Here is a 15,891-nt window from a genome sequence, read left to right on the forward strand (position 1 = left end):
TCTGCAGATTCAACCTACTTCTTCTTTGTTGTACCAATTAAGCCTTCTCTGTAAGCCCCTATATATTCCATACAATAATCATCCAGACCAAGTAATGCTTCTGTTGCATAAACCAGTCCAAGCATATCCTTATTTGTCGGATCCATAATTCCACTGTCCAGTCCTGCATTCATTGCCAGTACCAGGAACCCGTAATTAATCAGCTTACGAACCGGCAGATTAAAGGAAATATTACTGATTGCTGCCGTAATATGAATGGTCGGATACTGCTCACGTACACTTGTGATCGTCTCAATATTCGTTGCAATACCATCCTCAGAAGTACAAAGCATCTCAACCAGCGGATCAATGTGAATCCTGTCCGGAGCAATTCCGTACTCTTTCGCTTTCGCCATGATCTTGTCAAAAACTTTCAGACGGTCTGCTGCACATTTCGGAATACCTGTATTGTCACTCAGCAGCGCAATTACCTGCCATCCCTCATTTCCCGGCTCAGCCATGATCGGGAAAATCGTATCAATCTTATGTCCCTCTCCTGATACAGAGTTAAAAATTCCAGGTTTCTTACAGAACTTATAAGCCTGTGCCAGAACATCCGGACTCGGGCTGTCAATTGAGATCGGAAGATCTGTAACCTCCTGGATACAGTCGATCATCCATTTCAATGTTTCCACTTCTTCCGCTTCCGGAACAGAAGCGCAACAGTCAATATAAGTAGCTCCGCTTTCCGCCTGAAGCTTTGCTCTTGCTTTAATAAATTCAGAGTCTCTTTTCGCGATCGCTTCTGCAACGATCGGGATAGAACCATTAATTTTCTCACCAATAATAATCATTTTCAAACACCTCCATAGCATCATCCTCTGCAACACCTGAGATCAGAACATAATCTGCCATGGAAGCCTTGTAGATTCAGATGCCTTAATGCCAAATTTCTCTTCATTCAGCTTGTCAATGGAATCACAGAGAGATTTATAAACACCCGGATAAACAGAACCAGGGCCACCCTGAGCGATACATGGAATAAAGTATTTGTTTCCACATTCTTCGCAGACACGACGTACCACTGCATCACAATTCTCATCTGTCCAGCCCTCAAAATCAACTGCACGATTTTCGATACCGCCCATGAAGCTGATCTTTCCGCCATATTTCCTGATCAGTTCCGGAAGATTATTGGTTTCCATACATCCCTGCCATACATCGATCCCCATCTCAATCATAGAAGGAACCAGTGTTGCTGCGTAACTGTCAGAATGATGGATAACCAGCTCAACGCCATGGCTGTGATAATATCCGTAAATTTCTTTATATGGCTCAAGTAAAAATTCATCAAACATTGCAGGACTCATAAATGTACTGTCCAGTCCACCCCAGTCATCATGATGGAATAATGCATCAGGATGAAGGTTGGAACAGATACCTTCAGCAAGTTCCAGTTCCCACTCTGTCAGATATTTGATCAGATCATGCATTTCATCCGGATTAGTAATATAATAAACCAACGCATTACTGATCTCACACAGATGATGAGTCTGCTCAAATAATCCCGGTGCAACGAAAGCTGCTTTAAATGCCTGTTCTCCGTCAACTGCATCATACTGAGCCTTCACCATATCCCACTGATCCTGGGTAAATTTCAAAGACGGTGCATGTACATAGTCTTTCCAGTCTTCAATATCCTTTACCACGATCTTGTCAGGAGTATGTACAGGAAAAGAACCCGGAACTCCTTTCGGGAAAGTATTGGTTACCCCCCATGCATTCACTACATTTTCCTGTCCCGGCTGAAGCAGCGGGTTTGTAAACATAAACGGATGAAAAAGAAGCTGTACTGCTTCATACTGATTAACAAATCTGTCAGGATTTCCGCCTTTTATAACTTCCAGCATATTCTGTTTCGGTGTTAACATATAATCTACCTCCTCGTGCAATATGAAAATGCCCCCACATTCCCACATTGGTTTGTTTAATTTGTCGTTCTTTATCTCGTTTCTGATGATTTTATTGTAGCATTTATACAATCCAAAATATATAATCAGATATGCGGATTTTTCACGCTCGCATTCCTACAAATTGTATGAACGCATCTCAAGTATTGTGCCAACAGTAACCGGCAGCCATATAATAAATTTTAAAATCAACCGTAAATACACTTGTAACACAACTCTAAACACTGTATAATTTTGTACATACAGATATCAGATTTTAAAAACCATTTGTGCCTGCACAATAAGACTTTTAAACCTGATTTATCTAAACATGAAGAAATACGGTTTATATAACAGATCAACAGATTCCGAATGTTTTACAGTAAATATTTAACAGGTGGTGAACGCAATGTTTTCAAAAAAATTATTAATACCTCTGCTATCGCTCATCCTTCTTGTTACTCCTGCATACAGCAGTCATGCTGCTGAAAATACAGAGGCCGCGGAAACATCCGTAGAAGGTCAGGGAATGCTTTCCCCTTCTTCATCTTCAGAGAGTTCTGAAAGCGTCTTTAACGGTTCCGGGGCAGGCACATCTTCAGAACCGGTCACAGATGAGAAACTGGAGACAATTTTAAAACAGGTTCAGAGTCAGCTTCCCGCTGAAAACGGAACCTGGGCTGTTTTCATATCCGATCTTGTAAACGGAACCGAGGGCAGTCTTAATGATCAGAAAATGCAGGCTGCAAGCCTGATCAAGCTCTATATCATGGGAGCTGTCTACGAGAATTATGATCAGATAACCGGACAATACGGCAGGGATTCTGTAGACTCCAATCTGTACTCCATGATCACAGTCAGCGATAACGATGCAGCCAATACCCTGACAACTTATCTTGGCGGCGGTGATTCCGCAGCAGGTATGCAGGCTGTCAACAGTTTCTGCCAGGCACATGGCTATGGCCAGACTCACATGGGACGTATGCTCCTTGCCAGCAATGAGAATGATGATAACTACACATCTGTAGGAGACTGTGGTCATCTCCTGCAGGAGATTTATAAACAGGATACATCCGGCTACACCCATGCCACTGATATGTTTAATCTGCTCAAGGCACAGACACGCTGTAACAAAATTCCCGCACAGCTTCCGGAAGGAGTCAAAACCGCAAATAAAACCGGAGAACTTGACAACGTGGAAAATGATGCCGGAATCATCTATGATTCCAAAAATGACGTAGTAATCGTATTTATGTCCCAGAATCTCTCAAGTGCCGGTTCCGCACAGAATACGATCGCTACCTTAAGCAGAACGATTTACGATTACTATAATTAAATAATGTACTCTCAGAGTACATTATAAACCAAAGGAGGGATTCACTATGAAAAAAAGAAAAAATATTGCAATTCCCATGATTCTTGCAGCTACGATTGCTGCTGTATCTGTACCCTGCAGCTCACAGATCGTTATGGCATTTGACACTTATCAGGTAGGTGTAAGTAAAGGGTATCTGGCTCTGCGCTCTGCCATGGCTTATGATTCCTCCAACGAGATCGGCGAGCTGTATTCCGGTGATACTGTTGAAGTTACAGAATATACCACCAGTGATTACTGGTACGTCTATTCTCCAAAACTGAACAGATCCGGATACGTAAATAACGATTACCTGTATTTCCTCTCATCACAGCCGACAAGTTCGTCCGGTTCTTATACTGTCAGTGTTGCCAAGGGTTATCTGGCTTTGCGTTCTGCAAAGGCTTATGACTCTTCCAACGAGATCGGACAGTTATACTCCGGTGATACTGTAACAGTTTCTGACAGCAGTGATCCTCAGTACTGGTATGTCTATTCTCCGAAACTGAACTTATCCGGCTATGTAAATAAAGATTACTTATATTACAGCGGCGATACTGCTGCCAGTGCACAGAGTTCTTCCGGAGATTCAAGGACTGTCAGTGTTGCCAAGGGTTATCTGGCTCTGCGTTCCGCAAAAGCTTATGATTCCTCCAATGAGATCGGACAGCTGTATTCCGGCGATACAGTTCAGCTTATCGACACCAGCGATTCCCAGTACTGGTACGTTTACTCTCAGAAGTTAGGAAAAAACGGATATGTAAATAAAGATTATCTGATTGGCGGAACAACCACATATGCCACCAGAACAGTCAGTGTTGCTACCGGTTATCTGGCTCTGCGCTCTGCGAAGGCTTACGACTCTTCCAACGAGATCGGACAGTTATATTCCGGCGATACAGTTCAGCTTGTGGATACAACTGATGCACAGTACTGGTATGTTTACTCCCAGAAACTCTGCAAATATGGTTATGTAAATAAAGATTATTTATATTAATCTTTTTCATAACACTATAAACAGTTACGCTTCTTTACATTCACCATATACAACAGAACAGAAAGGACTCACAGTTATGAGCCCCAAACGACAGGTTAACCATAACATTCGTAAACACTTTAACACAATCATTTACAATATTTCACGTTACGCGGAAATTGCTCTTTCTATGGTAATTCTGCTGGTGATCGCACTGGCAGGCTTCCGGCTGATCATGGAGGTTGCAGATACTTCTGTTATGTCCATGGATACAGAATTTTTCAGCACTTTCCTTTCCCAGGCTTTGTCTCTGGTAGTAGGCGTGGAATTTGTAAAAATGCTCTGCCAGCATTCCGCACAGACAGTTGTTGAGGTTCTGATGTTTGCCACAGCACGTCAGATGGTAGTCGAACACCTCGGGCCAGCAGAAACTCTTCTTGGCGTACTCAGTATCGCAGTTCTGTTTGCAATCCGCAAATATCTTATGACAGACAACGATGACATGAATGCTCATAACTGTCCGAAGAATACTGAAGAAAATTAAAGAAAACAAAAAACTGCATATCAGATACGATCTGTAAATTCTACCGGTCGTATCTGATTATGCAGTTTCTTTTTATTTCCACATGCTGATAAACGGGCGTCTCAAAAAAAGTAATTTTATATGATATATTCTATAGTTATGGTTATCAGCATGATGGGCGCTTATTTAATAATTACCACTAAAGAACTTACTGTCCTTCGGCAGTTCATAGCCCTTGAAGTAAGAGCCAAAATCAACCTTCAGATAATTGCAGAGGTTGGCAAGCTCAACCATTGTGTTGTCATTTACAGGAATGCCATTCTCTCTGCGCTCTTTTTCTGCAAATACTTCCTTCTCACCATGAGTATAAATCTGCTCTGCGCCTTCTGCCTTTGGACTCTGACGAAGAGTTTCCAGATATTCGGAAAAATGTGCCCTGATATCATCTGCATTTCCGAAGATTGCGGGATCAATGGCAGCAAATCCATGACAGATACCTGTCTTGTCTTTAAATGTACAGCATTTATCAGAAGTAACACCCATGGAAAAGATGGAGCTGAAAATCTCGCAGAGCATTCCATAACCGTAACCCTTATGACTTCCGTTTACCTCTTTATTACCGCCAAGTGGCATGATTCCGCCGCCCTTCTTGGCAACAATATTGGCAAGTACATCCGGGGCATCTGTGCTTTCCTGACCATTTGCTCCCAGAGCCCAGCCCTGTGGAAGTGGTTTTCCCATCTTATTATACATTTCCAGTTTTCCTCTGGTAACTACTGTTGTGGAGCAATCAAAAAGGAATGGATAAGGTTCTGCCGGCATTGCCACTGCAATGGGATTGGAACCAAGCATTGCTTTTCGTCCAAAGGTAGGTACCATGATTGCTTCCGAGTTGGTACATGCCATACCAAGTAAGCCCTGTTTGGAAGCCATTTCCGCATAATATCCTGCAATACCGAAATGATTGGAGTTTCTTACAGATACAAATCCGACACCTGTTTTCTTCGCCTTCTCAATAGCTTTCTCCATTGCAAAATGGGAAATCAGCTGTCCCATACCGTCATGTCCGTCGATCACTGCTGATACAGGTGTCTCAAATACGACCTCAGGTTTAGCATCCGGATGGATGGTTCCCTTCTCAATTCCTTTATCATATCTTACCATTCTCTGCATTCCATGGCTTTCAATCCCGTACAGATCTGCGGTAAGCAAAACATCCTTGATGATATTCGTCTCTTCTTCATTAAAACCAAATTTACGAAATACGTCGTGGCAAAAAGTATTTAATGTGTCATAACTCCATTTTACATATCCCATAACTGTAAAATCCCTCCATTCAAGTATTACTCATTTCGTTTTTGGTATTACCAATTTGTTAAGCTGATTATACCACTCTCATTTTCAAAGTGCAATACGTTTTTTATTTTTTTCAGTATTTCTTATGTTACTGTATTACTGCTCCCTGCTAATATCCCGAGACATGCAAGCCAAAATGTTACCGTCCACTCCGTTCACAGTAACGTAGCCAAAATTCATTGTTACTGTTCACTCCGTTCTCAGCAACACGCTTTGCAAACTCAATTTATGCTAATCGCATAAATTCGCGCGGTATGTCTCGGGTTTTCTGTGACCTTCGCTCACAAAAAACACCTCGCGGGATATCATCAGTGAACAGTAACAATTCATTCCAGATTGCCTGCGGCAATTGGACATCTTCTCTTGTTTTTCTAAAACTGCCGTAATATACTATGTACAGGCAATCCTGCCTGCAGGATTGCCTGCTCATTTAATAAAAAATAGATTACTGCTCACTTCCGCACCTGTAATATATTTCACAGAACAACTCTGCGGCAGCAGTAACAGAAAAGGAACATTACTATGATTCAGGATATCGCACCACACACTTACCACAACGAATACAAACCTTCTGCCCCGGATAAGAACAGTTTTATCCTTGCCTACGAAAAAGGCAGTATTCTTCTTCCACATCAGGAACGGGAAGCAGATATTTATTTTCCACGTTTTCAGGATCTGGAGGAAAAAGTTTCAGATCTCTACAGCAAGTATATTTATCTGTTTTCTATCGATGATCAGCGTTTCTATCTGATTCCGGAATTGGATACCACCCTTCTTCCAGATTACGAATTCCAGGATATACGAAATCTTCGGACAGCCCGGCCACAGCATCTGGCATTTGCAGGAGTTACAGGACATCAGCTTTTCCAGTGGTACAGCAAGCGCCGGTTCTGCGGCTGCTGTGGAAAACCAATGCTGCACAGCCAAAAAGAACGTATGATGGAATGCCCTTCCTGCGGCAATCAGGAGTACCCTGTCCTGTGTCCTGCAGTAATCGTAGGAATCACAAACGGAGATAAAATCATTCTTTCCAAATATGAGGGCCGCAGATTTAAGCGTTACGCCCTTATCGCAGGCTTTGCAGAAATCGGAGAAACCATTGAAGAAACTGTTCACAGAGAAGTAATGGAGGAAGTTGGCCTTAAGGTAAAGAATCTCCGCTATTACAAAAGCCAGCCATGGTCCTTCAGCGGTACCCTGCTTTTCGGATTCTTCTGTGATGTGGACGGTGATGATACCCTGACCGTTGACCATGAAGAGCTCTCCATGGCACAGTGGGTAGAACGTGATAAAATCCCGGATCAGGGCAATAATATCAGCCTGACCAAGGAAATGATGATGCTCTTCCGTGATGGAAAAGAACCCAGATAAACAATATTCTATATCAGAAAAAGCTCATAGAATATTTTTCCCTATTATGCTAAAAGGATACATACACGGTAATGTTACTGTGCATGTATCCTTTTCGTTTCTCTGTAAAATTGCTTCACTATATTCTCAAAAATATTTCTGATTACTCTTCACGCCGCACTCCCGCTGCCAAATCCACGGCTTCTGCGGCTTCCATTACATTCCTGCTCAAATTCTTTCAGTTTCCGTCTTGCTTCCGGTGTCAGATTTGTCGGAACTTCAATCTGTACAGTTGCATATTCATCACCGTGTACCGACGGATTATTCATTGCAACGATACCTTTGCCTCTCAGACGTATCTTCGTTCCGGACTGAGTACCTGGTTTAATGTTACAGAGAACGTCACCGTAAATAGTGTGAACCTTCGCCTCACCGCCAAATACTGCTGTTGTAAATGGGATATTTACAGTTGTGTAAACATCTCTGCCTTCCCGTTTATATCCGGGTTTATCCTGAACGTTTACTTTCAGAAGCAGATCACCGGCTTCACCTCCGCCGACTCCCGGATATCCTTTTCCTTTAAGTCTGATAGATTTACCGGATTCAATACCTGCCGGAATATTGACTTCGTAATTCTGGACGCCACCGTTGCTGCTCTGCAGGCGGATAACCTTCTTGCCACCAAAAGCAGCTTCATCAAAGCTGACAGTAACCTCCGCATGAAGATCCTCACCTTTACTGCTGTAAGAACCGCCAAAGCCGCCAGTTCCATTGCTTCCGAATCCACCAAAACCACTTCCATGAAATCCACTGCCGCCGAAGCCGCTGCTTCCAAAACCACCGGATGATTTACTCTTCTTAAATCCACCACCAAAGATGTTCTTCAGGATATCATCCATATCTTCGCCATTCTCAAAATGATATTCATGATAACCATTGCCATCACTGTACGAGCCATGGAAACCGCCGCCAAAAGGATTGCCCTGTGCTCTGCCAAAGCCACTGCCAAACGGACTGCCCTGTGCATTTCCATAATTACCGGCACCTTCTTCAAAAGCAGCGTGGCCAAACTGGTCATACAGTTTACGTTTCTTCTCATCACTCAGAACATCATAGGCTTCATTTATTTCCTTAAAATGCTCTGCTGCCGAAGCATTTCCCTCATTACTGTCCGGATGATATTTCTTTGCCAGTTTTCTGTATGCTTTCTTAATCGTTGCTGCATCCGCATTTTTGTTCACGCCAAGAACTTCATAGTAGTCTCTTTTCAATATCATCACCTTCCCTCATAAACACATTCTAACGCAATCATTCCTGACTTCATATTTCTGCAATCCTCATTATGCAAACAACGGGAAGCCAAAAGATTTGACCTCCCGTTGCTGTAACTTAACATCTATTATCCTTCAATGGAGATGCTGTGCTTCTGTTCCACTGCTGGCTTTGCTTCTTTCTTCGGAACAAATAATGTCAGGATACCATGTTTGAATTCTGCTTTGATGTCGTCCTGATGTACTTCTTTACCTACATAGAAGCTACGACTGCAGGCACCTGCATAACGTTCTCTGCGGATATAACGTCCTGTCTCTTTTTCCTTCTCATCTTTATCCAGACCTTTCTCTGCACTGATGGTCAGATAACCATTTTCAAGTGCTGCATGAACTTCATCTTTCTTAAATCCTGGAAGATCTACAACCAGTTCGTATCCGTTATTCATTTCCTTGATATCAGTTTTCATTACATGATTTGCTTTATGTCCATAAAGTTTCTTCTCTGCATCCTTCATTGCTCTGTCATCATAATAGAATGGGAAATCTCCAAAAAAGTCATCAAATAAATTTTCTCCAAAAATACTAGGCATTAACATAAGTCATATCTCCTTTTCTAATATATTTTATATATGTCAAATCTGTTCGCCAGATTTACTTTCCAAATCTATCTTTACAGGCTTTTTCAACCTTTTATCTTCAATCTTTTAGTGTAAGCTTTTATTTTTATATCTGTTTTTAATCTCTGGCTGACCCTTAACGGGTCAGTCAGAATATTTATTCATCAGCCCTCAATGGCAATTGTTTTCTTCTGTTCTACTGCTGGTTTTGCTTCTTTCTTTGGTACAAATAATGTGAGGATACCATGTTTGAATTCTGCTTTAATGTCTTCTTTCTCAACTTCTTTACCTACATAGAAGCTACGGCTACAGGCACCTGCGTAACGTTCCTTACGGATATAACGTCCTGTCTCTTTCTCCTGCTCATCTTTATCCAGGCCTTTCTCTGCACTGATAGTCAGATAACCATTCTCCAGGTCAGCCTTTACTTCATCTTTGGTAAATCCCGGAAGATCTACGACCAGTTCATAGCCTTTATCAGTTTCCTTGATATCGGTTTTCATTATATGGCTGGCTCTGCGTCCGTAAAGTTTCTTCTCTGTATCTTTCATTGCTCTGTCATCATAATAAAATGGAAAATCTCCAAAAAAGTCATCAAATAAATTTTCTCCAAAAATACTAGGCATCAACATAAGTCATCTCTCCTTTTCTATACCGTTCATCTGTATGTGATGGACTCTCAGTTATGCATCTTTACCTTGTTTCTTTGGAACTTAGGTTATCAGGAATCTCATAGAACTTATTTCTTTGTTCTCTTTTTGTTCCCCTTCCTTTGTTCTAGTTGTAATATAACACTTATTATTAGCACTGTCAAGAGGTGAGTGCTAATTATTTTGTGAAGAATTTGTGAACCTGTGAATTTGTGAAATCTTCATTGTACACTTTTCCAATTTGTGTTACACTCCCATTCCAAGCTAATACAACGCCCCATGGAGGATCAGTCCACGGGGCATTCTAAAATGTTTGATGTTAACGCTATCATTTTCCCTTGAGATATCGTTTTAATAAGAACGTACAGAAATATGGAAATGTATAAATCCCGTCTTCTATTCCAATATTACTGTCTGCAAGTTTTATTCCCCAGTGAATATCTCTATAAGAATCACCGGATATCAATTGCCTCAATGACTTAGACCGGTTCCTGTTCGCCTTCACTTCTACCGGAACCAGCTCATCCTTTGTTCTTACAAAAAAATCTTCTTCCAAGGTAGCATTTTCTTTTTTATAGTAATATAGTCCAAGCCCCTGTTTCACAAACGCCTCTGCTACAAAATTTTCATATAAAGCACCTTTGTATACTCCAAGATTTTTATTCGCCCGAAGATCTTCTTGTGCTTCCTCATCTAATGAAGCAATCAGCAATCCTGTATCTGGATAATAGCTTTTGAATTTTGAGTCATCATAGTTTCCCTTTAATGGAAGCTCCGGATACTGCAGACAATAGCATACAGAAATCACACCTGCATCTTCGAGCCAGGTTATACATCCCATATATTCCCGACTTCTGGCTTTTTTATCTATTTTACTTAATTGGAATTTTTTATTTTCTTTTGCAAGCTGTACTGGTACGTTCCGATAGACGCTTACAATTTTAGTCCGATCCAGACCTTCAGCGTATTTTCTGATATCCTCTTCATAATCCATCTGGATCTGTCTCTGGATTTCCAGAGTATCTGTAAAAAGATTCTTTTCAATATATACTTTTACTACTGCAGGCATACCGCCAAGTACACAATATTCCAAAAACAATTTTTTATAGACTGATAATTCGGTTTCTGAAAATGGAGTTCCTGTCTGCATATGTTTCAAGATATCTTCAATGTGCTTCTCTGAGTATCCTTTCGCCCACAGAAATTCTTCAAAGTCCATCGAAAACATTTCATAATCTGTTTTATATCCCACACTGTTGCTATGAATTTTTCTGTAATTGATTCCAAGCAAGAAACCACTGCATATGACATCAAATCTTCCATCTATCCGGAAGGACTTCAAGGCAGTTGCAATATCCGGAAACTCCTGTAATTCATCAAAAATAATCACAGTGTCACCTGCTATAAATTTTTTTGATGTATCTATCAGAGAAATATTTTTCATAATATCTTCAACAGCATATCCGTCACTTAATATTGTTTTATATTTAGGTTCCAGAACAAAATTAATGCTTACAATATTACTGTAATTTTGTTCTGCAAAATGATTAATAGATTCCGTTTTTCCAATCTGCCTTGCACCTTTTATAATTAACGGAAGTCTTTCTTCATTTCTTTTCCACTCCAGCAGATACTCATCTATCTTTCTTTTTAAATACATAGAACCGCCTCCTTTCTTCAAAACTATCACGTTTTATGAGCCTTTATTCATAATATTTTCACGTTTTTAACTCAATTTCTCATCTTCGCACTACATCATAGACATTCCATCTCCACATACAGAAAAATGTCCCAGGTTAGCTACCAAGGACATTTTTCGTGTTTTTATACTTACAATATACAATTTTTTAGTCATACCGTTAGAGTTCACTTGAAACAATACTATTAACTCACCTCACGTAATAGCTTCAAATTCTCTTTATTTATCCTCTGAATGCAATGCTGCAAAATCTCCATTATAAAGTCGACTGTCTTTATACTTATAAAACGGTGCATGGAAAAAATGAACCTTTTCAACTTTTGCCTGTAATTCACCAGATAAAATCATTTCCCCACATGTCAGTGTTTCTTCTGCTTTTTCAATTGGAATCAGACAATGCCCACCGCCACAGATGTCAAATGAATCTTTTCTTGCAAAAATTCTTTTTCCAGCCTCATACCATTTCTTCAGTAAAGCCTCTCGATCCTTGGCCGGAGCACAGATCAGTTCCAAATCATTTACACTGTCACCGGAAAATAAAATTCTATCCGCTTCATCCAGAATACATACAGATCCAGCCGTATGTCCTGTCATCTCATATATAACCAGCTTTTTATCTCCAAGGTCAAAAATGTCCCCTTCTTTCATAAAACGAAACTCTGGTTTCTTATCATTTTTTAGTTCTTCCGCAATACTCAAGCTTCCAGGTGCAACAGCACCAGCACTTTCCATATTCTTTAAATATCTTTCTCGATCTTCTACCTTTATATTCAGCGCAGCCTGATAATCTCTTTCATTAATATAAGCCTCTATAAACTGACCACATCCGCCAGCATGGTCTACATGTCCATGAGTAATCAGCACAACATAGGGATTGTCTACCAAAGACTCTACCAGCCCCTTAAAATCACCGATTCCAGTTCCTGCATCAATTACTGCAGACATTTTACTACCCTTTACTACATACATGGCATTCAATCCACTCTCATCAACATGCCAAACACCTTTTTTTATTTCATTTACAGTCCAACACATATTTTCTATCTCCTTTTTCCGTATTAACCGTCACTATTCATCACAGCCAGTAAAACTTAACCTTTCACCGCTCCCTCAGTTACACCTTTAATAATGTGCTTCTGACAAAGAACATAAAAAATAATTACCGGAATAATTGCCATAACAAGCGCCGCAGAACCAAGATTCCATTTCTTTGTGTAAGCACCAAAGAACAGATAAGTCCGAAGAGGAAGAGTTTGCGTTCCACTTCGGTTGATTGTCAACGATGGGAGTAAATAATCATTCCAAAGAGACATAACATTCAAGATTGCAACGGTTACTGCAATTCCCTTAATCAGGGGCAACACAATTGTAAAGAATATTCTTGGCTGGCTGGCACCATCAATTGACGCAGCCTCTTCTAACTCTACCGGAACATTTTTCATAAATCCATGAAACAAAATGATCGACATAGAAGAACCAAATCCAAGATTTACAAGCATCAGTCCTGGCATATTAATCATATTTAATTTTCCCATTTCTGCCAGTAATGGAAGCATAACACACTGAAATGGAACAAGCACTGCAACAGAAAAAATGGTAAATATCAGTTTGCTTGTTTTTGTCTTATATCGTACCAGTACCCACGCTGCCATAGAACAGCAGATCACGTTTGCAACCGTTACCGTACAGGTTATGATCAGGGAATTTTTGATGGCATTCAGGTAATCCAGTTCTTTGAACGCTGAAATATAATTGTCCAAATTTAGTGTCTTAGGAAGCTGGAGAACACTAATATAAATTTCTTTTAAAGATTTAAATGAGTTAATAAACAATAATAAAATCGGGAAGATAAAAAATGCTGCCAGTATAATACAACACAAGATAATCACTGTTTTAGAGATTATTTTTTTCCTCTGCATTACATCTCCACCTCCTTAGATTTGGTAAACATCAGTTGGCTTACTGTAATAAGTGCAACTACAACAAGGAAGATAATTCCTTTTGCCTGTGCCATTCCATACATATTTCTTGAAAATGCTGTATTACAAATATCCATAGTAAGCATTTCTGTAGATTTCGCCGGGCCACCTCCAGTTAAAGTCAGATTCTGGTCATACAGTTTGAAACAATTTGTAAGAGTAAGGAAAAGTCCAATAGTAAAAGCAGGCATCATCAATGGAAGCTTAATTTTCCAGAAACACTGAAAAGAACTTGCACCATCAATTCTCGCAGACTCCAACAGATTTTCCGGAATATTCTGTATCTGTGCAATGTAGATCAGCATCATATATCCGCTCATCTGCCATACAACAAGAATAACCAAACCCCAAAAACCTGTAGACTTAGTAGAAAGCCAATCACAAAGCCAGTTAATTCCAAGAAGCTCTCCAATACTGTCAAATACATCACAAAAAATAAACTGCCATGCAAATCCTACCAGCACACCACCTACCAGATTAGGCATAAAGAAAATACTTCTAAATAGATTTTTTCCCTTTATATTCTGAGTTACCAACATAGCAGTTGCAAATGCAACCGCATTTACCGCTATCACTGTTATAATTACAAATTTAAAAGTAAAAACAAAAGCATTTTGAAAGTAAATATCATGAAATGCACTGATGTAATTGTCCAGAAAAACAAAATCACAATTTGAATGGAGTCCGTCCCAGTCTGTAAAAGAATAATAAATACCTGTTATTGTAGGAATTACAACAGCAATACAAAAAGTAATCAAACAGGGAGCAAGAAAAAGCCAGAATATTTTTTTCGATTTACGCATATCGTTTCCTCCATAAAAGGACAGCCAGAGTGTTTTCCGGCTGTCCTGAAACTTTTCTTTATCTCATTTCTGCCCAGTTTGCTTTTGCTTCTTCAACAACAGCATCCCACTCTTTTTCCCCGGCAATATAGCTCTGGATTCCAGCGCCTAATAAATCAGACCAACCATCTGGATAACCACCAAATACTAATGAGAACGTATTTCCTTCTTTTGCATATGGTTCACATGCAAGACTGATTACGTTTTCAGATGGAAAATCTGCAAAATTATCAAATGGAAGACTGATATTAGAAGTAATTAATGCTTTTCCTTCATCAGACATAAGCAGCCAATTTACAAAATCTTTTGCAGCAGCTTTTTTTGCATCATCTGAATTCTTGTTGACAACAAAATAGGAAGCAATACCATAACAGATATTATCTTCGTCCACTCCCTTTAAAGGCATTGGAAGAACGCCAATGTTCTCACGAAGTTCCGGATCAATTTCATCAATTACAGGAGCAACCCACTGTCCCATCTGAATAACAGCTGTTTTTCCAATACAGAAGGAACCGCCCATTGCACTATCATAATCAACTCCAACCAATGCTTCTGGTTTGTCTGCATCAGGAGAATATTTTACCATCAGATCAATGTAGTCCTTTAATGCATCTGCATATTTAAAATCAAGAGACTTCGCTTCATAAGTTTCAAATGCAGTTCCAAACTCTGCCTGAATTGCCGGATTTGCACCATGATTTGCAAGTACCCATGATTCTGCCGCCGGAAGTGAAACAACCGCTTCAAGATCTGGGAACTGATCTGCAAGTTCTCCTGCATCAATAGCATCCTGAACTTTGCCAAAAGCTGTATCAATATCATCGTAACTCTTTAATGTAGAACCATCAATTCCACAGGCCTCAAAAACAGCTTTGTTATACAGCAGACCATAGCACACTACACCTGATGGTGCACCAACTATTGCATCCCCAACTTTACAGTCACTGACATTGTTTTCATATATATGCTCCACCCATGGCTGGTCACTAAGATCTTCAATCATATCGCCAAATGTATCAAAATCTGATGCACCTTCCATAACCACAAGATCCGGTGCCTGACCACTTGAAATCTCAGCCTTTAATGTAGAACGCCAGTCTGTACCGCCGCCAACAAGTTCAAGATTAATTTTCACGTTCGGATGAACTTCATTGTAAGCAGCGATTTCCTTCTCATACAGTTCTTTTCCTTCTACAGAATAATTATAATATGTAATCTCGGCATCCTCAAGCTCTTGATATTCATAATCTCCGGATGACTTTCCTTCTGGTTACTGTTCAGAGGTTAGCTGGACATGAGAAAACCGATGGTGTAGACTAATAACAGTCAAAGCCATCGGTTTTCTT

The 15,891-nt window shown here is 40.1% G+C and carries 15 protein-coding genes; 4 read left to right on the top strand and 11 right to left on the bottom strand.

Annotated features, from left to right (window positions below; all coding sequences use genetic code 11):
- Nucleotides 1-14: 14 nt before the first annotated feature.
- Complete coding sequence (locus tag I4V44_RS08300) at nt 15-833, bottom strand: methyltetrahydrofolate cobalamin methyltransferase (RefSeq protein ID WP_026649855.1); 819 nt, start codon at nt 831-833, stop codon at nt 15-17.
- Nucleotides 834-875: 42 nt separating this feature from the next.
- Entirely contained in the window at nt 876-1,910 is a 1,035-nt protein-coding gene (locus I4V44_RS08305; RefSeq protein WP_022380455.1) for a vanillate--corrinoid protein methyltransferase, read from the bottom strand.
- 427 nt (nt 1,911-2,337) lie between these two features.
- Between I4V44_RS08305 and I4V44_RS08310 the strand changes: the two genes are divergently transcribed.
- From I4V44_RS08310 to I4V44_RS08320, 3 genes are all read left to right on the top strand, one after another.
- A complete protein-coding gene (locus I4V44_RS08310) occupies nt 2,338-3,264 on the top strand; it encodes a serine hydrolase (protein ID WP_207744239.1) in 927 nt (308 codons plus the stop codon).
- Between the two features lie 46 nt (nt 3,265-3,310).
- Nucleotides 3,311-4,279, top strand: a complete 969-nt coding sequence (locus tag I4V44_RS08315; RefSeq protein WP_243280234.1) for an SH3 domain-containing protein — start codon at nt 3,311-3,313, stop codon at nt 4,277-4,279.
- A 76-nt stretch (nt 4,280-4,355) separates the two neighbouring features.
- On the top strand, nt 4,356-4,802 hold the full coding sequence (locus I4V44_RS08320) for a phosphate-starvation-inducible PsiE family protein (protein WP_008705419.1): 447 nt from the start codon (nt 4,356-4,358) through the stop codon (nt 4,800-4,802).
- A 165-nt stretch (nt 4,803-4,967) separates the two neighbouring features.
- On the opposite strand, the gene I4V44_RS08325 is transcribed toward I4V44_RS08320, so the two are convergent.
- Nucleotides 4,968-6,098 carry an Ldh family oxidoreductase gene (locus tag I4V44_RS08325; protein ID WP_022380451.1) on the bottom strand — a complete coding sequence of 377 codons (1,131 nt, stop codon included), beginning with the start codon at nt 6,096-6,098 and terminating at the stop codon, nt 4,968-4,970.
- 561 nt (nt 6,099-6,659) lie between these two features.
- On the opposite strand from I4V44_RS08325, the gene nudC reads away from it, so the two are divergent.
- On the top strand, nt 6,660-7,508 hold the full coding sequence (gene nudC / locus I4V44_RS08330) for an NAD(+) diphosphatase (RefSeq protein ID WP_026649297.1): 849 nt from the start codon (nt 6,660-6,662) through the stop codon (nt 7,506-7,508).
- Nucleotides 7,509-7,657: 149 nt separating this feature from the next.
- On the opposite strand, the gene I4V44_RS08335 is transcribed toward nudC, so the two are convergent.
- The 8 genes from I4V44_RS08335 to I4V44_RS08370 all read right to left on the bottom strand — a co-directional run bounded on the left by I4V44_RS08335 (nt 7,658) and on the right by I4V44_RS08370 (nt 15,761).
- The gene (locus I4V44_RS08335) at nt 7,658-8,761 is read right to left on the bottom strand and encodes a J domain-containing protein (RefSeq protein ID WP_334297961.1); all 1,104 of its coding nucleotides are present in this window, start codon (nt 8,759-8,761) and stop codon (nt 7,658-7,660) included.
- 125 nt (nt 8,762-8,886) lie between these two features.
- Nucleotides 8,887-9,354 carry an Hsp20/alpha crystallin family protein gene (locus tag I4V44_RS08340; protein WP_019160363.1) on the bottom strand — a complete coding sequence of 156 codons (468 nt, stop codon included), beginning with the start codon at nt 9,352-9,354 and terminating at the stop codon, nt 8,887-8,889.
- A gap of 185 nt (nt 9,355-9,539) precedes the next feature.
- Nucleotides 9,540-10,007 carry an Hsp20/alpha crystallin family protein gene (locus I4V44_RS08345; protein ID WP_008705428.1) on the bottom strand — a complete coding sequence of 156 codons (468 nt, stop codon included), beginning with the start codon at nt 10,005-10,007 and terminating at the stop codon, nt 9,540-9,542.
- A gap of 346 nt (nt 10,008-10,353) precedes the next feature.
- Nucleotides 10,354-11,685 (bottom strand): ATP-binding protein, encoded by a 1,332-nt coding sequence (locus I4V44_RS08350; protein ID WP_196002586.1) that lies wholly within the window; start codon nt 11,683-11,685, stop codon nt 10,354-10,356.
- 258 nt (nt 11,686-11,943) lie between these two features.
- Entirely contained in the window at nt 11,944-12,759 is an 816-nt protein-coding gene (locus I4V44_RS08355) for an MBL fold metallo-hydrolase (protein ID WP_119235132.1), read from the bottom strand.
- 56 nt (nt 12,760-12,815) lie between these two features.
- Nucleotides 12,816-13,643, bottom strand: a complete 828-nt coding sequence (locus tag I4V44_RS08360; protein WP_118247769.1) for a carbohydrate ABC transporter permease — start codon at nt 13,641-13,643, stop codon at nt 12,816-12,818.
- Nucleotides 13,643-14,506 carry a carbohydrate ABC transporter permease gene (locus I4V44_RS08365; RefSeq protein WP_118341622.1) on the bottom strand — a complete coding sequence of 288 codons (864 nt, stop codon included), beginning with the start codon at nt 14,504-14,506 and terminating at the stop codon, nt 13,643-13,645. Before I4V44_RS08365 ends, I4V44_RS08360 begins: the two co-directional genes overlap by 1 nt.
- A gap of 58 nt (nt 14,507-14,564) precedes the next feature.
- A complete protein-coding gene (locus tag I4V44_RS08370) occupies nt 14,565-15,761 on the bottom strand; it encodes an ABC transporter substrate-binding protein (RefSeq protein ID WP_330610611.1) in 1,197 nt (398 codons plus the stop codon).
- Between the last annotated feature and the right edge of the window lie 130 nt (nt 15,762-15,891).

It is taken from the genome of Blautia sp. 1001283B150304_161114_C9 (assembly GCF_015668165.1).
In the GTDB taxonomy this organism is placed as follows: domain Bacteria; phylum Bacillota; class Clostridia; order Lachnospirales; family Lachnospiraceae; genus Blautia_A; species Blautia_A wexlerae.

Coding starts and splice junctions, on each gene's coding strand:
- I4V44_RS08310 (WP_207744239.1), top strand. CDS start 2,338: ATGTTTTCAAAAAAATTATTAATACCTCTGCTATCGCTCATCCTTCTT.
- I4V44_RS08365 (WP_118341622.1), bottom strand. CDS start 14,506: ATGCGTAAATCGAAAAAAATATTCTGGCTTTTTCTTGCTCCCTGTTTG.
- I4V44_RS08360 (WP_118247769.1), bottom strand. CDS start 13,643: ATGCAGAGGAAAAAAATAATCTCTAAAACAGTGATTATCTTGTGTTGT.
- nudC (WP_026649297.1), top strand. CDS start 6,660: ATGATTCAGGATATCGCACCACACACTTACCACAACGAATACAAACCT.
- I4V44_RS08300 (WP_026649855.1), bottom strand. CDS start 833: ATGATTATTATTGGTGAGAAAATTAATGGTTCTATCCCGATCGTTGCA.
- I4V44_RS08305 (WP_022380455.1), bottom strand. CDS start 1,910: ATGTTAACACCGAAACAGAATATGCTGGAAGTTATAAAAGGCGGAAAT.
- I4V44_RS08325 (WP_022380451.1), bottom strand. CDS start 6,098: ATGGGATATGTAAAATGGAGTTATGACACATTAAATACTTTTTGCCAC.
- I4V44_RS08355 (WP_119235132.1), bottom strand. CDS start 12,759: ATGTGTTGGACTGTAAATGAAATAAAAAAAGGTGTTTGGCATGTTGAT.
- I4V44_RS08350 (WP_196002586.1), bottom strand. CDS start 11,685: ATGTATTTAAAAAGAAAGATAGATGAGTATCTGCTGGAGTGGAAAAGA.
- I4V44_RS08320 (WP_008705419.1), top strand. CDS start 4,356: ATGAGCCCCAAACGACAGGTTAACCATAACATTCGTAAACACTTTAAC.
- I4V44_RS08345 (WP_008705428.1), bottom strand. CDS start 10,007: ATGTTGATGCCTAGTATTTTTGGAGAAAATTTATTTGATGACTTTTTT.
- I4V44_RS08340 (WP_019160363.1), bottom strand. CDS start 9,354: ATGTTAATGCCTAGTATTTTTGGAGAAAATTTATTTGATGACTTTTTT.
- I4V44_RS08315 (WP_243280234.1), top strand. CDS start 3,311: ATGAAAAAAAGAAAAAATATTGCAATTCCCATGATTCTTGCAGCTACG.